22 protein-coding genes are annotated in these 21,349 nt (G+C 64.9%); 6 read left to right on the top strand and 16 right to left on the bottom strand.

Annotated features, from left to right (window positions below):
* Positions 1-6 precede the first annotated feature (6 nt).
* The 3 genes from CQ017_RS15195 (at position 7) to CQ017_RS15185 (ending at position 2,143) form a co-directional block, all read left to right on the top strand.
* Positions 7-1,143, top strand: a complete 1,137-nt coding sequence (locus CQ017_RS15195) for an LLM class flavin-dependent oxidoreductase (RefSeq protein ID WP_105554397.1) — start codon at positions 7-9, stop codon at positions 1,141-1,143.
* On the top strand, positions 1,127-1,585 hold the full coding sequence (locus tag CQ017_RS15190) for a MarR family winged helix-turn-helix transcriptional regulator (RefSeq protein WP_105554396.1): 459 nt from the start codon (positions 1,127-1,129) through the stop codon (positions 1,583-1,585). Before CQ017_RS15195 ends, CQ017_RS15190 begins: the two co-directional genes overlap by 17 nt.
* Before the next feature lie 228 nt (positions 1,586-1,813).
* Positions 1,814-2,143 carry a YciI family protein gene (locus tag CQ017_RS15185; RefSeq protein ID WP_105554395.1) on the top strand — a complete coding sequence of 110 codons (330 nt, stop codon included), beginning with the start codon at positions 1,814-1,816 and terminating at the stop codon, positions 2,141-2,143.
* Positions 2,144-2,149: 6 nt separating this feature from the next.
* Here CQ017_RS15185 and CQ017_RS15180 read toward each other — a convergent pair whose 3' ends face one another.
* From CQ017_RS15180 to arsB, 4 genes are read right to left on the bottom strand one after another with little or no spacing between them, the layout of a single operon-like run.
* On the bottom strand, positions 2,150-2,626 hold the full coding sequence (locus CQ017_RS15180) for an SRPBCC domain-containing protein (RefSeq protein WP_105554394.1): 477 nt from the start codon (positions 2,624-2,626) through the stop codon (positions 2,150-2,152).
* A gap of 44 nt (positions 2,627-2,670) precedes the next feature.
* Complete coding sequence (locus tag CQ017_RS15175) at positions 2,671-4,122, bottom strand: FAD-dependent oxidoreductase (protein WP_105554393.1); 1,452 nt, start codon at positions 4,120-4,122, stop codon at positions 2,671-2,673.
* Positions 4,123-4,143: 21 nt separating this feature from the next.
* Positions 4,144-4,563, bottom strand: coding sequence for an arsenate reductase ArsC (locus tag CQ017_RS15170; protein WP_105554392.1), 420 nt, complete (start codon positions 4,561-4,563; stop codon positions 4,144-4,146).
* A gap of 4 nt (positions 4,564-4,567) precedes the next feature.
* The gene (gene arsB, locus CQ017_RS15165) at positions 4,568-5,620 is read right to left on the bottom strand and encodes an ACR3 family arsenite efflux transporter (protein ID WP_181150570.1); all 1,053 of its coding nucleotides are present in this window, start codon (positions 5,618-5,620) and stop codon (positions 4,568-4,570) included.
* A 163-nt stretch (positions 5,621-5,783) separates the two neighbouring features.
* Here arsB and CQ017_RS15160 point away from each other — a divergent pair, with 163 nt between their 5' ends.
* Entirely contained in the window at positions 5,784-6,155 is a 372-nt protein-coding gene (locus tag CQ017_RS15160) for a helix-turn-helix transcriptional regulator (protein WP_105554390.1), read from the top strand.
* A gap of 1 nt (position 6,156) precedes the next feature.
* Here the strand turns inward: CQ017_RS15160 and CQ017_RS15155 are convergent, their stop codons facing one another.
* Positions 6,157-6,669 carry a GNAT family N-acetyltransferase gene (locus tag CQ017_RS15155; RefSeq protein WP_105554389.1) on the bottom strand — a complete coding sequence of 171 codons (513 nt, stop codon included), beginning with the start codon at positions 6,667-6,669 and terminating at the stop codon, positions 6,157-6,159.
* Between the two features lie 241 nt (positions 6,670-6,910).
* Between CQ017_RS15155 and CQ017_RS15150 the strand changes: the two genes are divergently transcribed.
* The gene (locus tag CQ017_RS15150; RefSeq protein WP_105554388.1) at positions 6,911-8,326 is read left to right on the top strand and encodes a D-alanyl-D-alanine carboxypeptidase family protein; all 1,416 of its coding nucleotides are present in this window, start codon (positions 6,911-6,913) and stop codon (positions 8,324-8,326) included.
* A 42-nt stretch (positions 8,327-8,368) separates the two neighbouring features.
* Here CQ017_RS15150 and CQ017_RS15145 read toward each other — a convergent pair whose 3' ends face one another.
* From CQ017_RS15145 to CQ017_RS15120, 6 genes are all read right to left on the bottom strand, one after another.
* Positions 8,369-8,872: a hypothetical protein gene (locus tag CQ017_RS15145; protein WP_105554387.1), complete on the bottom strand. Its 504-nt coding sequence runs from the start codon at positions 8,870-8,872 to the stop codon at positions 8,369-8,371.
* Between the two features lie 258 nt (positions 8,873-9,130).
* Positions 9,131-10,174 carry a zinc-binding dehydrogenase gene (locus CQ017_RS15140; protein WP_105554386.1) on the bottom strand — a complete coding sequence of 348 codons (1,044 nt, stop codon included), beginning with the start codon at positions 10,172-10,174 and terminating at the stop codon, positions 9,131-9,133.
* Positions 10,167-10,946: an SDR family oxidoreductase gene (locus tag CQ017_RS15135; protein ID WP_105554385.1), complete on the bottom strand. Its 780-nt coding sequence runs from the start codon at positions 10,944-10,946 to the stop codon at positions 10,167-10,169. The genes CQ017_RS15140 and CQ017_RS15135 overlap by 8 nt, the downstream gene beginning before the upstream one ends.
* Positions 10,943-12,421, bottom strand: a complete 1,479-nt coding sequence (locus tag CQ017_RS15130) for an MFS transporter (protein ID WP_105554384.1) — start codon at positions 12,419-12,421, stop codon at positions 10,943-10,945. Before CQ017_RS15130 ends, CQ017_RS15135 begins: the two co-directional genes overlap by 4 nt.
* Positions 12,422-12,622: 201 nt before the next feature.
* Positions 12,623-13,441, bottom strand: coding sequence for an IclR family transcriptional regulator (locus CQ017_RS15125; protein ID WP_105554383.1), 819 nt, complete (start codon positions 13,439-13,441; stop codon positions 12,623-12,625).
* Complete coding sequence (locus CQ017_RS15120; protein ID WP_258133733.1) at positions 13,441-14,493, bottom strand: D-2-hydroxyacid dehydrogenase; 1,053 nt, start codon at positions 14,491-14,493, stop codon at positions 13,441-13,443. Before CQ017_RS15120 ends, CQ017_RS15125 begins: the two co-directional genes overlap by 1 nt.
* A gap of 133 nt (positions 14,494-14,626) precedes the next feature.
* Here CQ017_RS15120 and CQ017_RS15115 point away from each other — a divergent pair, with 133 nt between their 5' ends.
* A complete protein-coding gene (locus CQ017_RS15115; RefSeq protein WP_105554381.1) occupies positions 14,627-15,565 on the top strand; it encodes an NAD(P)-dependent oxidoreductase in 939 nt (312 codons plus the stop codon).
* A gap of 110 nt (positions 15,566-15,675) precedes the next feature.
* On the opposite strand, the gene CQ017_RS15110 is transcribed toward CQ017_RS15115, so the two are convergent.
* From CQ017_RS15110 to CQ017_RS15090, 5 genes are read right to left on the bottom strand one after another with little or no spacing between them, the layout of a single operon-like run.
* Entirely contained in the window at positions 15,676-16,818 is a 1,143-nt protein-coding gene (locus tag CQ017_RS15110; RefSeq protein ID WP_105554380.1) for a cysteine desulfurase family protein, read from the bottom strand.
* On the bottom strand, positions 16,815-17,681 hold the full coding sequence (nadC, locus tag CQ017_RS15105; protein WP_096288521.1) for a carboxylating nicotinate-nucleotide diphosphorylase: 867 nt from the start codon (positions 17,679-17,681) through the stop codon (positions 16,815-16,817). The genes CQ017_RS15110 and nadC overlap by 4 nt, the downstream gene beginning before the upstream one ends.
* Positions 17,678-19,291 (bottom strand): L-aspartate oxidase, encoded by a 1,614-nt coding sequence (locus tag CQ017_RS15100; RefSeq protein WP_105554379.1) that lies wholly within the window; start codon positions 19,289-19,291, stop codon positions 17,678-17,680. The genes nadC and CQ017_RS15100 overlap by 4 nt, the downstream gene beginning before the upstream one ends.
* The gene (nadA, locus tag CQ017_RS15095) at positions 19,288-20,571 is read right to left on the bottom strand and encodes a quinolinate synthase NadA (RefSeq protein WP_105554378.1); all 1,284 of its coding nucleotides are present in this window, start codon (positions 20,569-20,571) and stop codon (positions 19,288-19,290) included. Before nadA ends, CQ017_RS15100 begins: the two co-directional genes overlap by 4 nt.
* Positions 20,572-20,618: 47 nt before the next feature.
* On the bottom strand, positions 20,619-21,344 hold the full coding sequence (locus CQ017_RS15090; protein ID WP_105554377.1) for an NUDIX domain-containing protein: 726 nt from the start codon (positions 21,342-21,344) through the stop codon (positions 20,619-20,621).
* Positions 21,345-21,349 lie beyond the last annotated feature (5 nt).

The raw sequence follows: 21,349 nt of genomic DNA, 5'->3' as shown, positions 1-21,349 counted from the left end.
GCGGACATGCAGTTCGGAGTCTTTTCAGTCAGCGACATCACCCGCGACCCGACCACCGGCAAGATGCCTACCGAAAAAGAGCGCATCGACGCTTCGGTAGCCATCGCCAAGAAGGTCGAAGAGATCGGCATGGATGTCTTCGCCATCGGCGAGCACCACAACCGCCCATTCTTCTCCTCCTCGCCCACCACCACGCTGGCCTACATCGCCGCGCAGACCGAACGCATCATCCTCTCCACGGCGACCACGCTGATCACCACGAACGACCCGGTGAAGATCGCCGAGGACTTCGCGATGCTGCAGAACCTGTCCAACGGACGCGTGGATCTGGTCCTGGGCCGCGGCAACACCGGTCCGGTCTACCCATGGTTCGGCAAGAACATGCAGGACTCGGTGAACCTCACCGTGGAGAACTACAACCTGCTGCGCCGACTCTGGGACGAAGACGTGGTGAACTGGGAAGGCAAGTTCCGCACCCCGCTGCAGAATTTCACCTCCACCCCGCGCCCGCTGGACGACGTGGCGCCGTTCGTCTGGCACGGCTCGATCCGCACCCCGCAGGTGGCAGAGATCGCCGCCTACTACGGGGACGGCTTCTTCGCCAACAACATCTTCTGGCCCAAGGAGCACTACAAGCAACTGATCGACCTCTACCGTGAGCGCTACGAGCACTACGGCCACGGCAAGGCGCACCAGGCGGTCGTGGGCTTGGGCGGCCAGTTCTACATGGCCAAGGATTCCCAGCAGGCGGTCAAGGAATTCCGTCCGTACTTCGACAACGCCCCGGTCTACGGACACGGCCCATCCATGGAGGACTTCACCGCGCAGACCCCGCTCACCGTCGGCTCCCCGCAGCAGGTATTGGAGAAGACCCTGAGCTTCCAGGAGTACTTCGGCGACTACCAGCGCCAGCTGTTCCTCATCGACCATGCCGGGTTGCCGCTGAAGACCGTGCTGAACCAGCTGGATATGTTCGGCGAGTACGTATTGCCGGAGCTGAAAAAGGAAATGGCATCGCGGGCGGCCCCGGATATCGCCGATGCCCCAACCCACGTGGGTCGCGTGGCTGCCCGCAAGGCTAAACTGGAAGCCGAGCAAGCCAACGCCCCGAAGGAGCCAGAAGTCAGTGACCGGGACCAGTAGCACCCAGGCCTCGTTGAAGGTCACCACCGACGCGTGGGAGGCGCTGTTCCGGGCGCAGGTCGCGGTGATGCGCCAGATCACCGCGATGCCCGAATTCGCCAAGCTCTCCATCCGGGAGTACGACGTGTTGTTCAACCTGCGCCACGCACCGGAGAACGAGACTCGCTTGGTGGATTTGAATAAGCACCTGCTGATCTCCCAGCCCAGCCTGAGCCGGATGATCACTCGCCTCGAAGAGCGCGGGCTGGTCTCCCGGTGCACCGATCCCACCGATCAGCGGGCGAGCCGGATCAGGCTCACCGAAGCGGGCCTGGCCACGCAGCGGGACATCGGCCGGGCTCACGTCAAGCAGCTGCATCGGCTGATGGGCGAGGCAATGAGCGAAGAAGAATTCATCGAGCTCCAGCGGTTGAGCACCAAGCTGCGCAACGCGGTGGAGTAGGGACTGCAAGTTCATGCCAAAAGGGCTACCAGTTAAGTACTGGTAGCCCTTTGGCGTATCCACTCAGCTTAGGTCCCCAGCGCTAATGACGTGCTGAGAATTATCCCGGCATTCGTCGAGAAATGAATTCCCGGCGACGATTTGCCCAATCGGAACAACTTCCCCTGTACATGCAGGCCTGATCCGGTATCGTCTGTGGCAGCAACCAACCGACGTGCAGGAGTTCTCGTGAACATCGCAACGCACCTTCTGATCCACCGCTATCTTCCGGGCAGCGGCCCGCAACCGCCGAGCGAAGAGTTCGATGCGGAAATGCTCCAGTGGGAATCGCTGGATGCCCAATTGCGCTCCGAAGACATCCTGATCTCGGCCTATGCTCTCCAGGACCGCGGCTCGGTGTGCTCGCAGGAAACCAACGCCGAGTTGGACACTGAAGCGGAGATCGTCTTCGCCGTGCACGCGATCAAGGTCTCCGATGAAGCGCAGGCTCAGGAAATTGCCCGGCGCATGCCGCATCTGCCCTATGGGAGCGTGGAGATCCGGCCCCTGATGGAGTAGCCATAATTACTTGTAGAAGCCCTCACGCAGATTAATTCCATGCTCCAGCCAGATCTTCATCGCGCAGAGCATCCCGGTCCAGCCCTCGCAATTGCCGAAGGCCCCGGTGAGCCCCTGCGGCGAGGAGAGCCATCCCGACTCGGTGATCTTCACCTTGGTTCGCGCAGCATCGTCGATCGCCTCGAATTCGAAGGTGACGGTGTTCATTCCGTCGTCCGCGGCGACACCCTCGCCCGCCCATTTCAACACGATGAGCTCGTCCGGAATGGCTTCGAGCACCTGCACCGGGAAGCGGCCCGGGAAATCGTGGAAATCCCAGCTGACTTCGGCGCCGGTTTCCAAGCGTCCCTGCGCTCCCCCGGTAGTGAAGTAGGCGGATAGTTTTTCCGGATCCGCCACGGCTTCGTAGACCTCGTGGCACGAGGTGGAGATGCGGCCGGTGACGTCGAAGGACAGCGGTTCGGACGGCAGATTAGTTTCCATACTGCATCCTTACCCGGCAGCCCTCCGCACGTCAACGGTTGCGGTTAAGTCCGCTCAACCAGTTCGGCGAATCCATGCTGGGTTCCGGTGGCTATCCCGAAGCTCACCGGCACAGGAGCCGAGCAGCAGGAGTCCTCCTGCGCAGGCGCTTGGGCCGATTCTGCGGAACAGCTGCTCGCTCCGGCGGCGGAGGCTGCCGGCACCTCGCAGGAGTTGCCGGTGTCGGTGGAGCACACTCCGGTTTCCGGCAAATCCAGTTCCACCTGATCCGCCGCGGTGCGGTCTCCGGACAGGGCGGCGGCCAGCGAGCGAACCTGCTCGTATCCGGTAGCCAACAGGAACGTCGGGGCGCGGCCGTAGCTCTTCATGCCGGCAATGTAGAAGTTCTTCTCCGGGTGCCCCAGTACTCGTTCGCCGTGGGCCGAGACGGTGCCGCAGCTATGGAACTCGGGATCGATCAGCGGGCCCAGTTCACGCGGTGCTTCCACCGCGAGGTCCAGATCCAGGCGCAGCTCGGAAAGCATGCTCAGGTCGGGGCGGAAGCCGGTGGCAGGCACCACGAAGTCAACCTCGAGCTCGCGCCCATCGGCGAGCGACACCTGCAAGCTTTCTGCCGAGTGCAGCTCGCGCACCGAGACGTGTTCGAGCAAGGTCACCTGTCCGGTCTCCACCTGGCGTCGCAGGCTTGTGCCCAGCTGGCCACGAGCCGGCAGTTCATCGGCGGATCCGCCGCCGTAGAGGCGAACCGGGTTAGCCTGCCCACGCAGTCCCCAGAGAAGTTGGGTTTCCGGATTCTGCTGCTTCAGCCGTCCCAAGAGGATCAAGGTGTTGGCGGCCGAGTGCCCGGCTCCGAGCACCAGCACCCTCTTGCCTGCAAAACGCTGCGCATCGGCGCCCAAGGGATCCGGCAAGGGCGAGGTGATGAGACCTTCGCTTCTCGCCGTTTCTTCACCGAACGCGCTGAGTCCGGAGCGGCCAATCGGGTTGGGAGTTTCCCAGGTTCCGGAGGCATCGATGACCGCACGCGCCGTCAGCTCGGTTGCGCCGTCCGCGGTTTCGACCCGGACCAGGAACAACGATTCGTCGCGCGCGGCCGAACGTCCCTTGTCCAGCCCGCCGCCCTCGGCACTCACCCGGCTGACCGAGCTGACGCGCTGCCCGTAGCCGATGGCTTCGCGCAGCTGCGGGTGGGCGGCCAATGGCTCAAGGTATTCGGAGACCAGCTCTTCACCGGTGGGCAGGCGCTTGGGATTCGGCGCCTCCCAGTCGCCAGCGTAGTGCTCGGTCGGGGTTTCGAGCAGCCGGCGGCTGGCCTCGTCGATGTTGTAGCGCCAGGTGGAGAACAGCTTGATATGCCCCCACTGCTTGATGGCGGCTCCGGCGCTTGCTCCGGCTTCCAGGACGCGAACCGCCTGTCCGCGTTCGAGCAGGTGCGCTGCGGCCGCCAAGCCGATGGGGCCGGCGCCGATGACGACGACGGGGAACTGGGATTCCATGGTGCTCCTTCGCTACAAACTCTAGGCTTTGTTTTCGAGCAATTCGGTGATGAGGTTTTCGATGCGTGCGCGAATCTCGTCGCGGATCGGGCGCACCCCATCGATGCCTTGCCCGGCCGGGTCCTCAAGCACCCAGTCTTCGTAGCGCTTGCCCGGGAAGACCGGGCAGGTGTCTCCGCAGCCCATGGTGATGACCACGTCGGATTCCTTGACCGCTTCGGTGGTCAGCACCTTCGGCACCTCGGCGGACATGTCGATGCCCACCTCGGTCATCGCGGCCACGGCGGAAGGGTTGATTTCCGCGGCCGGAGCCGAGCCGGCCGAGCGGACCTCGATGCGACCATCCGAGAGGTTGGACAGGAATGCTGCCGCCATCTGCGAGCGGCCGGCGTTGTGCACGCAGACGAACAGGACCGATGGCTTCTTTAGAGAAGTAGACAAGATCTTAGCCTTTGCTTGGTGCCGAGTTGGCGAGGACTTGGGTGGGGAAGAATTTGCGCGACCAAAGCGCCACGTAGACCAGGGCGACCAGGATTGGCACCTCGATCAGCGGTCCGACGACGCCGGCAAGCGCCTGGCCGCTGGTGACGCCGAAGGTGGCGATGGCCACCGCGATGGCCAGTTCGAAGTTGTTGCCGGCCGCGGTGAAGGACAAGGTGGTGGTGCGCGCGTATCCGAGCTTCAGCGCCCAACCGACCAGCATGCTGGCCCCGAAGACCACCACGAAGTAGGTCAGCAGCGGCACGGCCATGCGGGCCACATCCCACGGACGGGAAATGATGGTGTCCCCCTGCAGCGCGAAGAGCAGCACAATGGTGAACAGCAAGCCATAGAGCGCCAACGGGCCGATCTTCGGCAGGAAGCGCGACTCGTACCATTCGCGCCCCTTGGCCCTTTCGCCCAGCGTGCGGGTGAGGAATCCGGCGAGCAGCGGGATGCCGAGGAAGACCAGCACCGAGAGCGTAATGGCCCAGACGGAGAATTGCGCGCTCGTGGTTTCCAGTCCCAGCCAGCCCGGCAGCACCTGCAGGTAGAACCAGCCGAGCACGCCGAAGGCGAATACCTGGAATACCGAGTTGATCGCCACCAGCACCGCGGCCGCTTCGCTGTCGCCGCAGGCCAGGTCGTTCCAGATCAGCACCATGGCAATGCAGCGCGCCAGACCGACGATAATCAGGCCGGTGCGGTATTCGGGCAAATCGGGCAGGAATACCCAGGCCAGCACGAACATGAATGCCGGGGCAAGGATCCAGTTGATCAGCAGCGAGGTAATCATCAGCTTCTTGTCGCCGATCACCCGATGCGTCTGGTCATAGCGCACCTTAGCCAAAACCGGATACATCATCACCAGCAAACCGATGGCGATAGGCAGTGAAACCCCGGCAACTTGCAGGGAGTCCAACGCCTCGCCCAGCCCGGGAATCACGCGCCCCAAGGCAAGGCCAAGGACCATCGCGGCGAGGATCCAGACGGCTAGATAGCGATCAAGGGTCGACATTTTTGCTGCCACCTTGGCGGTGTCAACGGGCGCTACAGATTGACTCACGAGTACATCCAAATCATAGACATCGAAGAATATCGATATACCTAGTATGATGAGATGCATCGAAGGTTGTCAATATGATCGATCTGCCCGTAGCCGTTCAGGAAGAAACACAAGGATGCCACAAAACGTCGTACTCGAAACCAACCGCACCGACCTTTCCCAGGGCCCCGGATGCTGCGTGCCCGAGAGCGGCCAACCGTCGCTGAACGCTTCCGATGCCGAGCTCTTGGCCGCGCGCTTCAAGGCGCTGGCCGATCCAAACCGGCTGCGCATCCTGTCCATCATTTCCTCCAGCGCCGAGGCCGAAACCTGCGTCTGCGACTTCTCCGAACCGCTGGGACTCAAGCAGCCCACGGTCTCCCACCATCTGAAGATCCTGGTGGACGCGGGCCTCTTGCACCGTGAGAAACGCGGAGTCTGGGCCTACTACTCCGTGGTGCCCGGAGCCCTGGGCGAACTAGCCCGGACCCTGGAACTCAAGAGTTAGCTCAACACCCAAACGGGGAGGCGTACCGATACTGTCCGGCGGGCAGGCTTCGCTCGTCAAAAACGCGAACCATGAAGTTATCTCCCCACGAACGCTGCGTGGGAATAATGCCGCGGGCGATGGCCGGCTCGTAGCCGAAGCGCTGGTAGTACTTCGTCGCGCCCAGCAACACGATCCCGGAAATGCGTTCATTTTCCGCGCGGTCCGAGATGGCCTGCATCAGCGCGGTCCCGGCGCCCATATTCTGGTATTCGGGTGCTACCGCAAGGGGCCCAAGGCCCAGCAGGCTGTGTTTCCCATCGACCGTACCCCAGGTGGCAATCACATGCGCTATCACCGTTTTGTCGTTCGTCGCCACCAGCGAAAAGGTCGGCGAATAGGCGTTGCAATCAAAAAGCCGTTGCACTAATCCGACCTCGATCGGCTCGACCAGATGGTCGTCCTTGCTGAAGGCCGCATGCGTCACAGCGTAGATTCCCGCCCTGTCATCGAAGACTTCTTGCCTGATCTGCATGATGGATAACTTACCAAAATTGTGGGTCCGATGAAGACTCGATAGTTCACAGGATCTCACGCTCACGTGGCCTCAGGGCGATTAAATCCATGCCCTATAGGTGAATTCCCATTCTTCACCCGCCGAAATAAACAACAATCGGCAGATGAACTTTGCGCAATAAGTCGCTTGAACCCTTGCCCACACATGGTCAAGGATGGTCGAATGAATCATTATCACTCGGACAACGGAGCGACACGAGATGCCCAAATATTCTCGCACCAAGCTTTTAATGGCTCTTTCCGTCAGCACGGTCCTCGCGCTCGGAGTACTGCCCGGACCGGCCATGGCCGCCGGCCAACCAAGCGCGGTACAGTCCGCGGTGAACCCCGCCTCGTTTCCCGTGGCCGCAGCCAGGAAGCTAGACCGGAATCCAAGCCACCTCGATGTCTTCGTCAATAAGAGCTACCCGCTGAAGCCAGCGAAGTACGTACCGAAGACCAGTAAGGTGCAGGGCACCGGCATCCGGCTGCACCCGGAGGCGGCCAAGTCCTACAACAAGATGGTCAAGGACGCCAAGAAGTCCGGGGTCCGCATCAAGCTGATCAGCGGCTACCGCTCCTATGACCGCCAAGCGCAGCTGTTCAACCAATACACCAGGATGTGTGGCAAGAAGTATGCCGAACGCATCTCCGCTAGGCCCGGCGCCAGCGAGCACCAGACCGGACTAGCCGCAGACGTAGGAAACAGCAATGGCGCCTGCGCCTTGCAGTCCTGCTTCGAAAACACTCCCGTCGGCAAATGGACAAAGAAGAACGCCCACAAGTATGGCTTCATTCTGCGCTACCCCAAAGGCCAGGAGTCGGTCACCGGATACGCGTACGAGCCATGGCACTTCCGCTATGTCGGCACCTCGCTGGCCAAGTCCTACACAAATTCGGGCGCCAAAACCTTCGAGCACTTCCACGGCGTGGCCGCCACCAAGAAGAGCCCTCCCAAGTCCGGGAAGGGCACCGCGCGAACTACCGCGAACCTGAATATGCGCACCGGAGTGGGGACCGGCAATCGAGTTGTCCTCACGATCCCGCGAGGCAAGACCATCAAGCTCACCGGCTCCAAGAAATCCGGCTGGTACCAGGTCAGCTACAAGTCCAAGAGCGGCTGGGTCTCCGGGACCTACCTGAGCAACGTGTCGATGCCGAAGACCTCGAAGCCCAAGACCGAAACCAAGAAGAAACCGGCGCCGAAGAAGAATACCGGTTCGACGAAGAAGACCACCGCAAACCTGAACATGCGCACCGGCGCCGGCACGGGCAACCGCGTCATCCTCACGATCCCGAAGGGCAAGCGCGTCAAGGCCACGGGCAAGAGCACCTCCGGCTGGCTGCAGGTGACCTACAAGTCGAAGACTGGCTGGGTCTCCGGGACGTACTTGGCCAATACCTCCGCGCCGAAGAAGTCCAAGCCGAAGAGCGAAAGCACGCCAAAGAAGAAGTCCAGCACCAAGCAGACGACGGCGAACTTGAATATGCGTACCGGCAGCAGCACCAAGAAAAAGATCATCCTGACCATCCCGAAGGGCAAAAAGGTCGAAGTCACCGGGTCGAAGAAGTCCGGTTGGTACCCGGTGAAGTACAAGTCGAAGACGGGCTGGGTCTCGGGAACTTACCTCAAGTAGTATCCACAGTCTCCAAGGTGGATCTGCGGCGTACTCGAGTGCTCAGGCTTCCTCCGGAGCATGCGAGCAGCCAAGACACTCAAGCAAGGCCGCGAGCGGAGCCGGGATGTCCTCCAGCGGCACCGCCTGCGCCAGCAGCCGCGCGTAGCGCACCTTGTTGCCGCTGCGCCCGCCGAAGAATCTGGCCAGCTGCCGTTCCACGGGCTGGTTCCGCTGGTAGGGCTGGGCCTGCAAGCGGCGGAAGGACCCCAGCTCTCCCTGCCCGGCGATCACCGATTCGACGCCCAGCGGTCCGAGCGCCCGGATGAATTCGTCTTCCAGATCGGGGTCGCAGACGAACACCGTTGCCAGTACGCGTTCGAAGTCGCGCCGCTCGGCGGCGTCCACCAAGCCGAACAACTGCGCGCCTGCCAGTTGCTGGGCGGCACGGCGGGCGCCCTTGGATCCGCCCACCGGCAGCACCCGCGGGACGGGCATCTGCAGCCTTGCGGCCAGCGTCCGCACCGCTACCGCGTCGCTTTCCCCCTCGACCAGCACGATCCTCATGAAGTCATGGAATCATAGCGGAGCTTCCGCTTCCAGTCCCATGCCCCGCATTTCGGTACGAAGGCAAGCATCAGGGGGGCCATTCAGCGGGTCACGAAAGCCCAGTGCAGGCAGTGCATCGTCACCATGAGATTTTCGGCCAACTCCGTTTGTTCCTCTGGGACCCGGGCCCACCGGCGGCAGTAAACAAAAGTGGTGGTGTCCCCGCGGCGTTTGCCGTGGGGACACCACCACTTGGGAGCCAGCAACATTCGCCGTTCAGCCGCGGAAGTCCAGCAGCACCTTTCCCGATTCCTCACTGTTCAGCGCCGTCTTCAGCGCACCGTGGAGGTCCCGGGCCGCGAAGGTGTGAGTCACGATCCCATCCACGTCCAGCGAGCCATCTGCCAGCGCCGCCAGCACTCGGTCCATCTCGTCATTGAAGCGGAAGGCTCCGCGCAGATCCAGCTCGCGTGCGATGGCATGCGCCATGGGCACCGCGACCTCGCCCTGGCGTTGCAGGCCCACCATGATGACCGTGCCGCCGCGCAGTGCCGCGCTGATGGCCGAGGCCAACCCAGGCACCGAACCGGAGGCCTCGATGACCACGTCGGCGCCAAGCGCCGCGATCTGCTGCGCGTCCGTCGCGTCAATGGTTTCGTCGGCGCCAAGCTGCTCCGCGCGATCCCGCGGGGCCTGCGCCAAATCGCTGAGCACAATCCGCGACGCGCCCAGGGCCTTGGCCGCGGCCACGCAGAGCAGGCCGATTGGCCCGCCGCCAATGACCGCTACGCTCCGGCCATCCACCGAGCCCGCGCGCTGCACCGCATGCCAGGCCACCGAGGCAGGCTCGGCCAGAGCCGCAGTGCGCAGTTCCAGACCTGCTGGCAGCACCCGCAGCATCCGCGAGGGCAGAGCCACCCGCCGGGCGAAGGCGCCCTGGGTATGCGGCAGGCGGGCCGCCGAGCCCAGGTAGGTGGCACCGGGCGCCAGATGCGGCTTGTCCTGTGGCCAGCGGGTCTCTCCGTCGGCATGGGCGGTGCCCGGGTGCACTGCCACGTTCGTGCCTGCCGGAGGCGAGGAGCCATCGGCAGCGGCGGTATGCACCGTGCCCACCACCTCGTGGCCCAGCACCATCGGCTCGCGCAGGATCGAGGCGCCTGCCGCACCGTGCTTCCAGTAATGCAGATCCGAGCCGCAGATCCCGCCGTAGGCGATCTCCACTACCGCTTCATCTGCTGCCGGAACCGGCTCTGGAAGGATTTCCAGGCGCACATCATCTGCAGCGTGCGCTACCACCGCCAGGTTTTCGGGACTAGACAACGGAAGTCATCCCGCCGTCGACGTAGAGCACCTGGCCGTTGACAAAGGTGGCCGCGTCCGAAGCCAGGAAGACCAGCGGCCCGACCAGCTCCTGGATCTGCCCCCAGCGTCCGGCCGGGGTGCGCTGGGCCACCCAGGCGGAGAATTCCGCGTCCGCCACCAGGCCGGCGGTCAGCTCGGTGCTGAAATAGCCCGGAGCCAGGGCGTTGGCGGTGATGCCGTGCGGGGCCAGTTCGGCGCACAACCCGCGGGTGAGCATCACAATCCCGCCCTTAGTTGCCGCATAGGGCGTGATTCCGGGACGGGCCAGCTGGGATTGGACCGAACCGATGTTGATGATGCGTCCGCTCCCGCGCTTGGCCATCGAGGATGCCACCGCGCGGGACATGAGGAAGGCACTGGTCAGGTTCGTCTCGATCAGGGTGTGCCAATCCTTGAGCGAGAATTCGGTGATTGGTGCGCGCAGCTGCATGCCGGCGTTGTTGACCAGGATGTCCAGCACTCCATGCTCGGCCGCCAGCGCAGCCAGCGCGGTTTCCACCGCAGCCTCGTCGGTGACGTCGAAGACCGTGGTGTGCACCGGCCGCCCGGTTCCGGCGGCGATCTGCGTGGCGGTGGCCCGTACCGCACCCTCGTTCCGCCCGTGCACGATCACGGTGGCTCCGGCCGCGGAAAGCCCTGCGGCCAGCGCACGGCCGATGCCGCGCGAGCTTCCGGTCACCAGGGCGAGCTTTCCGCCCAGGTCGAAGCCCTGCTCCGCCGCCGGGCTCAATGCTTCTCTCCCGCGGAGACCGTGCGTTCTGCGGTGAAGGAGGTGTGCGCGGTGACCACAGAGGCTCCCGCACCTTGGCTCCCGGCCAGCCAGACGTCGTCTCCGGCTTCCACCGAGGAAATCTTGACCGCGTCATCGGTGCGGGTCAGGTCCCGGCGCAGGGTTTCGGGTACCAGGAAGGTGGAGGCAACGGTGATTGCGGCCAGTGCAGCCATGTAGAGGCCGAGCACCAGCCAGTTCGCGTCGGTGATGGCGATCAGGTACGCGCCGAGCACACCGGCCAGGCCGCCGGCCAGCACCGCGGAAAGCTCGCGGGCCATGGCCACACCCAGGTAGCGGTGGCGGCTGCCGAAGAGTTCGGGCAGCATGGCGCACTGCGGGCCGAGCATGGTGCACACGGCCACCCCGATACCCACTGCGATCACGGCGATGGCCAGTGCATGGTTGCCCAGCGTCAGGGCCCACCAGGCCGGGATGGAATAGGCCAGCATGAAGACGGCACCGAAACGGTAGATGATCCGCCGCCCATAGCGGTCCGAAAGGGCCCCGGCGAAGGGAACGGTGAACACTCCGATTAGCGAACCGATGGTCACGCCCCAGGTCAGCAAGCCCTTGTCGGCTTCCGGTCCGACAACGGTGACGAAGAAGCTCAGCGCTAGCCCCTGGAACATGTAGGATCCGCCGTTCTCCCCCATGCGCAGGCCGATGCCCACCAGCACGCCGGGCAGCCCGTTGCGGAATAGTTCCCGCAGCGGGTGCTCGGAAACCTGGTCCCGCTTCTCCATCTCCACGAAGGTCGGCGTCTCCTCGAGCTTGGCGCGGATGAGTACCGCCAGGATGATCAAGGCAAAGGACGCGAGGAAAGGCACACGCCAACCCCAAGTCATCAGGGCTTCCTCGGGCAGCATGGTCAGCAGCGAGAAGACCACCGCGGCCAGCAGGGTACCGGCCTGGATTCCGATGAATGGCAGCGCGGAGAAGAATCCTCGGCGCGCCGGCGGAGCATATTCGGCCATCAATACGGTAGCTCCGGCCTGTTCGGCGCCGGCTCCGAAGCCCTGGAGCAGGCGCAGCAGCACCAGCAGGGCCGGCGCCCACATCCCGGCAGTTTCGTAGGTGGGCAGCACGCCGATCAGCGTGGAGGCCCCGCCCATGAGCATGATCGTAATGATCAGCACGAGCTTGCGCCCCAGACGATCGCCGAGCATTCCGAAGAACAGGCCGCCGAAGGGGCGGGCGACAAATCCGACGCCGAAGGTCGCGAAGGCCGCCACCGTGGCCATGGCGGGATCTGCCTGCGGGAAGAACAGCACGTTGAAGATCAGTGCGGTGGCCAGTCCGTAGAGCGCGAAGTCGAAATACTCCAGGGCGCTGCCGATGCTGGCTGCGAGCGTGGCCCGCTGCAGGTTCTTGGCGTAGTTCGGATCCGCGGCGGGTCCGTCCGACCCGGTGGGTGTGGCTGGTGTGGTGTTCATGGAGGTCTCCTTCGACGAGTGAGTCGCATCACTTCTTCCTGTGCATCGAAGATATCAGCATAGCGAACGTCGTACAACCCATTGAACGACGTTTTTGCGATCCGAGCCGCCGAACGGTCAAAAAAGAGCAACCCCGCCGCCCCTAAAAGGGGCAACAGGGTTGCTCTTTGACGGCAATGCGGACATTCCCGCGTAGTTAGCTCAGTCGCGTGCGGTGCGTGCTCGCCAAGGGTTCTCCAGCCGCGCGGCGACCTCGCGAAGCGCGGTTCCAATGGCGGCGATGCGCACCTGATCAGCTTGGTCGGATGGTATCGCAGCCCCTAGGGCCAGCGGCGGATCCCCGGGCGACCAAGCCGGCAGCGGCACGGCAACTCCGAGCACGCCAACGGTGGAATGCCCCTCGTCCACGGCGTAGCCGCGCTGGCGAGCCACCTCCAGTCGACCCTGCAGCTCGTCGAGGTTCAATTCCAATCCGTCTACCCCGCTGCGCAGCGGCAAGACCGGTGCGAGCAGCTGCTCCAGCTCCAGGGCATCTAGCGAAAGCAGCAGGGCGTTGCCGGCGGCACTGAATACGGCGGGAAGGCGCGATCCGAGCGGCGTGCCGAACCGGTAGGGGGCGCGACCCTCATGGCGGGCGAGGTACAGCGCATCGGCGCCGTCCAGCATGGCGATCTGCACTACCTCGCCGCGCAAGGTTGGCGAGGAGGAGATCAGGCCGAAGAATTCACGCACCTGGTTGAATTGCAGCGAATAGGCGCCTCCGAGTTCGGCGGTGCGGCGGCCCAGCCCGAAGCCTTCGCTGGTGCGCCGGATCATATCGCCATCTTCCAAGGCCTGGCAGAGATTGGCGCAGGACGATTTGGCGATGCCCAGAGTGCGGGCCAATTCGCTCAGCGACAACGCCCGCCCATCAGACTCGGCCAGAAGTCCCAGAATGCCCAGTGCACGGCTGACCGCGGGCGCGGGGTCACGCGTGGCACGTTCAGCTGCTTCGCTTTCCGCCTCATTTACGCTTGTCATCAGTAGAACTCTACGGTATCCACCCGATTGCGCAACAGCTTTCCCTCCAGCAGGCACGTCGCGTTTTGCGCGAACAGGCGGGCGATCCGACTAGTCTCCTGATCGCTGAGCGCAGCCGTATGCGGGCTAATGAGCACGCTGGGATGATCCCAGAGTGCGCTGGTGGCCACCAGCGGTTCGTGGGCCACCACGTCCAACGCGGCGAAGCCGATCCGCCCGTCGTCCAAAGCGGGGATCAGGGCCGCTTCGTCCACCACGGTGCCCCGTCCCACGTTCACCAGAATTGTTCCCTGCCGCACCGCGGCAAAGACCTCGGAGCCAAGTAGTCCCTCGGTGCTTGCGGTCCCCGGCAGGGTGGCCACAATGGCATCCACCTTGCCCGCGGCCTGCGCCAGCTGGGACGGGTCGATCAGCCGGTCCACCCCGGGCACCGCCTTCCCGCTGCGCGAGGTTCCCCAGACGGTGGAGCCGCAGGCCTTGAAGCGCTCGGCCACCGTGGCACCGATGCCGCCGAGGCCCACCACTAGAACAGTCATCTCGTCCAGGTGGCGCATGCGCCAGCGTTGGGCCGGCCACAGCTTTTGCGCCTGGTCTGCCTGAAGCTTGCGCAGGTTCTTGGCCCCGGCCAGCACCCCGAAGAGCGCGAACTCGGCCAAAGTGGAACCATGCACCCCGGCGCTCGTGGTGAAGGCTACGCGCTCCAGCTCTGCGGCAGTCAGCCCGGCGGCCTTGACCTGCGCGCCTCCCCCGGCGGCCGTGGTGTGCACCCAGCGCAGATCCCCGTTGGCGCGCACCGTCTCGCTCAGCAGGGCCGGGTTGACATCGGGGATTCCGAACAGCGCGTCCACCGAGTTCAGCATGCGGGTGTAGCGCTCGTTCTGCGCTGGTGTCCGGGTGAAATCCGGGTCGCCTTCCCAGTCGCCGTTCCAGCGATGCGGACGATAGAGCCCAGGTTCGTGGACCAGGTCGAGCCGGGGCTCAATTTCGCTGATCAATTCGAGGTCTGCGTCCGGCAAATCTATGGCGATGCCCACCCGCAGCTTCTGTTTCATTGGATTCATGGTTCCTTCATCCTTCCGTTTAGATGACAGCATAACCGCTTAGACAGTATATTGAACAGAGTTCTACATATTGACCACGTGTGTCGAGAGTTAACTGCGGCGCCCAAAGACAGAGGATTAGCCCATGAATGCTGTGACCGAAGAACGGCCAAACCGCGTGGGAGTTATCGGGCTGGGGGCCATGGGCTGGCCCATGGCCCGCCTGCTTGCGGCCGGACATGGGGACGCATATGTCACCTCAAGCCGTCCGGCGAGGCAAGTTCTATCCGACCTCGATTCGGAAGGTTCGCAGGTTTCGGGGAGTATCCATTGGTGCGAAACCCCTGCGGATCTGGCAGCTTCCTGCGATGAAATCCTGCTGATGCTCCCCGATCTGCCACAGATCATCGAATGCCTGGACGCGGTTGACGGACTGTTGGCGGGTCTGGAGCGCCGTACCGCTGCGGCGCCGGCCTTGTTGCTGGCCATTGGCTCCACCTGCTCGGCTCCGGGAGTGCGCAACTTGGCCGGACGACTGCACCGAACGCACGGCGAGCGCATAGTGCTGGTTGACGCGCCGGTCTCGGGTGGAGAGGACGGGGCGAAGGCGGGGACGTTGTCGATCATGCTCGGCGGCGTCGAGGAGCACTGCTACCGGGCCGCCCAAATGCTGGCACCTTGCGGCACTGCCGTACGGCTGGGTGAGCTCGGTGCGGGCCAGGTGGCCAAGGCATGCAATCAGCTGGTGGTGAGCGCTACGATCTTCGCCTTGGGAGAGGCCTCCGTCTTGGCTGAACGCTCGGGACTGGATCTCGCGGCCATGTGGGAATTGCTAGGTGGCGGCTACGCTTCTTCGCGGTTGCTGGACAGCCGCAGGGATCGCTTGGTAAGCGGGGATGATTCGCCATCCGGGGTCATCAAGTATCTGCGCAAGGACCTCGACTGCGCGCGGGAGCTCGCCGAGGCTACCAGTACGCACGCAGTGTTGCTGCCTGCCCTGCGGCAGGCGGTGGACGAGGTCATCGACGCCGGGCTGGGTGATAGGGATCTGGCGGTGACCAAGCGCTTCATCGCCGAGCGCTAGTCGCGCCCAACGAATCCCGCACAGTTCGGGCACCGTGCAGCCGCTGCCGTTGCCCTGAGTTCGCGGTCAACAAGCGAACTGTTATATCGTCCCGGTCCTGCTTCGGGGACTTAGCCAACCAGCGCCTTGACCGTGGCCACCACGGCGCTAGCCACCTGGCTGATTTCGTTTTCCTTGATCCCCCGGGTGAAGGACAGCCGGACGGCGGTGTGCGCCAGCTGCGCCTCGTAGCCCATCGCGGTTAATACCGCCGAGGGATCGGTACTTCCGGCCGAGCAGGCCGAACCCGAGGAGCAGAGCACCCCGCGGCGTTCCAATTCGATCAGCACGGTCTCCCCCGCGGTGCGCGGGAAGACGAAGGAGACGATCCCGCCCACACGCTGCGCTCGATGCCCGGTCAGCTGGACCAGGCCTTCTTCTTCGGAGTTGAGGCCCTTGCTGATGCGTTCAATCAGATAGTCGCCGTAGCTATCCCCCACTCCGGCCAGGCGCTGTTCGGCGCAGAGCGACAGGGCGCGGGCGAGGCCCACCGCGGCGGCCGGATTTTCGGTGCCCGAACGCACCCCGCCCTGCTGACCGCCGCCGTGCAGCAGCGGCACCAGCGCGTGATCTTTGGAGAAGTACAGCACCCCGCTGCCCTTGAGCGCACCGATCTTATGCCCGGACAGGCTCAAGGCATCCACCTGCGCGGCCAGCTGCGCCAAATCCAGCCAGCCGGCGGCTTGCACCGCATCGGTGTGCATGAGAGCCCCGGCCGCCCGCGCCAGCTGGGCGATTTCGGCGATCGGCTGGATCGTGCCCACCTCGTTGTTCACCGCCATCACCGAGACCACTGCAACCTGCTCGTCGATCAGCGCGGCCGCCTCATCGAGGCGCACCATTCCATACGCATCCACCGGAATCATCCGGTGCTCAAATCCGTGGAAGGTCACCAGATAGGCGCAGGCCTCGAGCACCGCCGGGTGCTCGATGGAGCTGGTCACCACGACCTTGCCGCGCGCCGCAGCGAGCGCGGCGCCGATGATCGCGGTGTTATCCGCCTCGGTGCCTCCGGAGGTGAAGTAGATTTCCGGCTCGGTGACGCCCAATGCGGCCGCGACCTGCGTGCGAGCCCAGTCGTTGGCGCGCTTGGCCTGGTGCCCCAGCTCGTGCAGCGAGGCGGGATTGCCGAAGTTGCTGGTCAGCAGCGATGTAACCAGGTCCAGCACCTCCTGGCGCGGAGGGGCGGTGGAGGCGGCATCCATGTAGATCATGCAACCACCATATCCAGCCCCAGGTCGATGGCCTGCACCGAGTGGGTGATCGCCCCGGAGGAGATGATATCCACCCCGGTCTCGGCGATGCCCGCCACCGTCTCGGCGCGCACATTGCCGCTGGCCTCGATGATCGCCTGCCCGTCGATCAGCTTGATGGCCGCCGGCAGATCCGCCAGCGCAAAGTTATCCAGCATGATCACATCCACCTTCGCCGCCAGCACCGCCGGAAGCTGGTCGATGGAGTCCACCTCCACCTCCATGGCGGTGGTGTGCCCCAGCCGGGCGCGCACCGATTTCAACGCCGTGGTCAGTTCCTCGCCGTCATCCAACAAGGCCAGGTGGTTGTCCTTGGCCATGAACGCCTCGGAGAGGTTGTCGCGGTGGTTCACTCCGCCGCCGCAGCGCACCGCATAGCGTTCGAGCACGCGCAGCCCCGGGGTGGTTTTTCGGGTATCGGCGATCCTTGCGTTGGTGTGCGCCACCAGGTCCACCAGCTGACGCGTGGCGGTGGCAATCGCGCTCATCCGCTGCAGCAGGTTCAGCGCCACCCGTTCGGCGGTCAATACCGAGGCGGCCGGACCGGCCACCGTCAACAGCCTGTCCCCGGTCTCGAAGACGTGCCCCTCCTTGACGAGCTGGACCACGTGGATCTCCGGGTTGACCATTTTCATCGCCCGGGCGAAGACGGCGCCGCCGGCCATGACCCCTGCCTCGCGGGCCCGCACCGCGGCGGTGGCCTTGGCCCCGGCGGGCACGATGGTATCAGCGGTCAGATCCCCGCGCGGATTATCCTCGGCAAAGGCGAATTCGAGGATGCGGTCGATGGCCGCGGTGGGCACCGGGTGGATTGGCTGGTTCACGCGTTGACTTCCTTGCTTTGTGGCCGGCTGCCGGTGCGCTGCGCAGCATCCAGAACCCAGCCGTATCGTGTGGTGGTGTGCTCGCCCGGGCTCGCGCCGTCGAGCCGATGGTGCGCGCCGAGGCTGGTGCCGCGCGCGGCGGCCGCCTGGGCGACTATCCTCGCGGTGATCCAGAGGTTGCCCAGTTCGATCAGTTCGCGCCGCCCCTGGGCCACCGGGGCGCTGGAGCCCAGCACCCGGAGCAAGGTTTGCAGGCCCTGGCCGGTGCGGTGCACGCCGAGGTGCTCGCTGGCCAGCGCCTGCAGCTGCGGCAGTTCCAGGGGCGCGTCGTTGCGCCCCGGCGGCAATGCGCCAAGCTCCACGTTATCCAGCTCGCAGGCGCTTCCGGGCTCGTCCCGGGCCATGGCCGCCGCCGCATTGCGGGCGAAGACCATTGCTTCGAGCAGCGAGTTGCTCGCCAGCCGGTTCGCCCCGTGCACCGTGGTATTCGCGCATTCCCCGGCCGCATAGACCCCGGGCACGCTGCTGCGTCCGTGGGTATCGGTGTGGATCCCGCCCATGGCATAGTGCTGGGCGGCCACCACGGGAATCGGCTCTGCGGCCAAATCCAGCCCGGCGGCCTTCAGCCGCGCGGAGATCGAGGGGAAACGCCGCGCCAGGAACCCGGCTCCGCGCGCGGCTTCCACGCCCCGCGCGTCGAGAAATACCCGGTGCCCGGCAAGGTTTTGCGCGTGGATCGCCCGGGCCACCACATCGCGCGGGGCGAGCTCGGCCCGCTGGTGCATCCCCGGCATGAAGCGGTCACCGGTTTCGGTGACCAGGATTGCGCCTTCGCCGCGCACCGCCTCGCTGATCATTCCGGCTCCCGGGTAGGCTTCGGGGTCCACCAGGGTCGGGTGGAATTGGATGAATTCGGCATCGCTAATCACCGCGCCGGCCTGGGCGGCCAGAGCGATCCCGTCCGCGGTGGCGCCCTTCGGGTTGGTGCTCGCCTGGTAGAGCGCGCCCAATCCCCCGGTGGCCAGCAGCACCGCGTCGGCTTCCAGCATTAGCTCTTCATCGCCGTGCAGGTAGCGGACCGCGCCGAGCCGCTGGGCACAAAATTCGAGCTCGGCGGCCAGCGCATGCTCGATAATCTCCAGTTGCCCGGCCGCCTGGGCGGAGCGCACGGCCCGTCGCAGCGCCTGGATCAACCCCGCACCGGTGGCATCCCCATCCAAGTGCAGAATCCGGTGCGCACTATGCGCCGCCTCCAGCCCCAGCTGGTAGCTTCCATCCGTGTTCTTGTCGAAGGCCACTGCGTGCTCTTCCAGGCTGGCGACCAGGCTCCCGGCCGCGCCGCACATTTCCTGCACGGCATGGTGCCCGCAGTGCCCGGCCCCGGCCTTCAAGGTGTCCGCCACATGGGTCGCCACGCTGTCTCCGGCGGCCAGACCTTGTGCCGTCACCGCCGAGAGCCCGCCCTGGGCGAGCTTGCTGTTCCCGTCCCCGAGCGCATCCTTGGTCAGCACCGTCACCGTCAAGCCGAGGCGCACCGCTTCCAGTGCGGCGCTCAGCCCGGCGACCCCGGAACCGATAATGACGATCCGCTTCCCGGTGCTTTCATTCATGGCTTGGCCGCGAGCATGCGGTCCAGGGCGATCCTGGCGTCTGCCTGCTGGTTTTGAGGCACGCGGATCTGGTTGACCACGCGTCCTTCCACGAGTTCCTCCAGCACCCAGGCCAGATAGCCCGGGTGGATGCGGTACATCGTGGAGCAGGGGCAGATCACCGGGTCCAGGCAGAAGATGGTGTGCTGCGGGTATTCGGCCGCCAGCCGGTTGACCATGTTGATCTCGGTGCCGATGGCGAACACCGTCGGCTCGGTGGCCTCGGCGATAGCCCGGCGGATGTAGTCGGTGGACCCTGCCTCATCGGCGGCATCCACCACCTCCATCGGGCATTCGGGGTGCACGATCACGCGCACACCGGGGTAGTCCTCACGGGCCTTGGCGATCTGGTTGGTGTTGAAGCGCTTGTGCACCGAGCAGAACCCGTGCCAGAGGATCACCTGCGCCTCGCGCATGGTTTCCTCGCTGTTTCCGCCCAGCGCCTTGCGCGGGGTCCACATCGGCATGTTTTCCAGCGGCACCCCCATGGCCTTGGCGGTATTGCGGCCCAGGTGCTGGTCCGGGAAGAACAACACCCGGCGCCCGCGCTCGAAGGCCCATTCAAGCACCGTCGCGGCGTTCGAGGAGGTGCACACCAGCCCGCCGTTGCGTCCCACAAAGGCCTTCAGCTCGGCCGAGCAGTTCATGTAGGTCACCGGAATCACCGGCATCCGGCCGTCATCTTCTTCATCCCGGTACAGCTCGGTGAGCTCATCCCAGCACTGCTGGACGCTGGGGCCATCGGCCATATCGGCCATGGAGCAGCCCGCGGCCAGGTTCGGCAGGATCACCGCCTGCTCGGGGCGCGAGAGAATGTCGGCGGTCTCTGCCATGAAATGCACGCCGCAGAAGACGATCGCCTCGGCCTTGTCGCGGGTCAGCGCCGCATTGGCCAGTTGGAAGGAGTCGCCCACGAAGTCCGCGTACTGCACCACCTCGTCGCGCTGGTAGAAGTGCCCGAGGATCACCGCACGCTCCCCCAGGGTGTCCTTGGCGGCGCGGATGCGGGTATCGAGTTCGGCATCGCTGGCCTTGAGGTATTCCTCCGGCAGGCTGCCCTGCACCGGGTAGCCGGACGGGATCTGGTCCTCCTGCGAGGCGCCCGGGCCGTATCCGGCCGGGGTGTCCCAAGGATTGGAGGCCAGCTCGGTGGAGCAGGTGGATCCCGGGGCCAGCAGGGTCAGCCGGGTGATGTTCTGCGCCACGGATCCGGAGTTGTTTTCGGTGAGTTGCGTGCTCATGGTGTGTTGTCCATTCCTTGCCAAAAAAATCGGTGAGTCGGGGGTGCTTAGCTTTGCTGCGGGTCGACTTCCAGCGGATCCGGCCCGTGGCCCACATAGCGGTAGAGCCGCGGCGGGCGGTGCTGCCCGCCGGCGAGGTATTCGTCTGTGGCCTCGATGGTCGCGGTGCTCTTCAGCGTGCGCCGGAAGTTCGCCGGGTCCAGGCGCCGTCCGAGAATCGCTTCGTACACTCCGCGCAGGGCCGCCAGGGTGAACCGCTCGCCGAGCAGCCGGTGGGCGATCTGCCCGTACTCGGTCTTGTTCCGCAGCCGCCACAGCGCATAGTCCACGATCTTGCGGTGGTCGAAGGCCAGCTGGGCGATCTGCGGGTCATCGATATCGAACCAGGCCACGTTCTCGTCGCGCACCGTAGCCCCCACCTGGTCGGCGTTGAGCAGCGCGAAGTACGCGATGGTCACCAGCCGCCCGGTGGGCGAGCGGTCGATATCCCCGAAGGTGTAGAGCTGCTCGAGGTAGCTGGGCCGCAGGCCGGTGGTGTCGGCCAGGCTCCGTCCGGCGGCTTGGCCCAGGGATTCGCGGGGTTCCACCGGACCGCCGGGCAACGCCCACCTTCCGGCGTGCGGCTGGCGGATCCGGCGCACCAGTGGCAGGCAGAGCTTGTCAGGTCCGCCATCCTGGCCCTCCCGGATCCCGAGGATCACGGTGGAGACCGCGAGGGCAGGCGGGAGATTGCGCCGCTCGTCGACGTTGGCCCAACCGGGTGCCGATGACATCTATG

The organism is Arthrobacter sp. MYb224 (assembly GCF_002975455.1).
In the GTDB taxonomy this organism is placed as follows: Bacteria; Actinomycetota; Actinomycetes; order Actinomycetales; family Micrococcaceae; genus Glutamicibacter.
Note: the sequence above shows the minus strand (reverse complement) of the source record. Positions and strands in the feature narration are given on the sequence as shown.

What these genes read in the sequence shown, in the direction of transcription:
- CQ017_RS15175 (WP_105554393.1), bottom strand. Translation starts at nt 4,122, where the DNA reads ATGGAATCCCAGTTCCCCGTCGTCGTCATCGGCGCCGGCCCCATCGGC.
- CQ017_RS15145 (WP_105554387.1), bottom strand. Translation starts at nt 8,872, where the DNA reads ATGAGGATCGTGCTGGTCGAGGGGGAAAGCGACGCGGTAGCGGTGCGG.
- CQ017_RS15195 (WP_105554397.1), top strand. Translation starts at nt 7, where the DNA reads ATGCAGTTCGGAGTCTTTTCAGTCAGCGACATCACCCGCGACCCGACC.
- nadA (WP_105554378.1), bottom strand. Translation starts at nt 20,571, where the DNA reads ATGAGCACGCAACTCACCGAAAACAACTCCGGATCCGTGGCGCAGAAC.
- CQ017_RS15160 (WP_105554390.1), top strand. Translation starts at nt 5,784, where the DNA reads ATGCCACAAAACGTCGTACTCGAAACCAACCGCACCGACCTTTCCCAG.
- CQ017_RS15090 (WP_105554377.1), bottom strand. Translation starts at nt 21,344, where the DNA reads ATGTCATCGGCACCCGGTTGGGCCAACGTCGACGAGCGGCGCAATCTC.
- CQ017_RS15100 (WP_105554379.1), bottom strand. Translation starts at nt 19,291, where the DNA reads ATGAATGAAAGCACCGGGAAGCGGATCGTCATTATCGGTTCCGGGGTC.
- CQ017_RS15125 (WP_105554383.1), bottom strand. Translation starts at nt 13,441, where the DNA reads ATGACAAGCGTAAATGAGGCGGAAAGCGAAGCAGCTGAACGTGCCACG.
- arsB (WP_181150570.1), bottom strand. Translation starts at nt 5,620, where the DNA reads ATGTCGACCCTTGATCGCTATCTAGCCGTCTGGATCCTCGCCGCGATG.
- CQ017_RS15150 (WP_105554388.1), top strand. Translation starts at nt 6,911, where the DNA reads ATGCCCAAATATTCTCGCACCAAGCTTTTAATGGCTCTTTCCGTCAGC.
- CQ017_RS15120 (WP_258133733.1), bottom strand. Translation starts at nt 14,493, where the DNA reads ATGAAACAGAAGCTGCGGGTGGGCATCGCCATAGATTTGCCGGACGCA.
- CQ017_RS15155 (WP_105554389.1), bottom strand. Translation starts at nt 6,669, where the DNA reads ATGCAGATCAGGCAAGAAGTCTTCGATGACAGGGCGGGAATCTACGCT.
- CQ017_RS15115 (WP_105554381.1), top strand. Translation starts at nt 14,627, where the DNA reads ATGAATGCTGTGACCGAAGAACGGCCAAACCGCGTGGGAGTTATCGGG.
- CQ017_RS15130 (WP_105554384.1), bottom strand. Translation starts at nt 12,421, where the DNA reads ATGAACACCACACCAGCCACACCCACCGGGTCGGACGGACCCGCCGCG.
- CQ017_RS15180 (WP_105554394.1), bottom strand. Translation starts at nt 2,626, where the DNA reads ATGGAAACTAATCTGCCGTCCGAACCGCTGTCCTTCGACGTCACCGGC.
- CQ017_RS15110 (WP_105554380.1), bottom strand. Translation starts at nt 16,818, where the DNA reads ATGATCTACATGGATGCCGCCTCCACCGCCCCTCCGCGCCAGGAGGTG.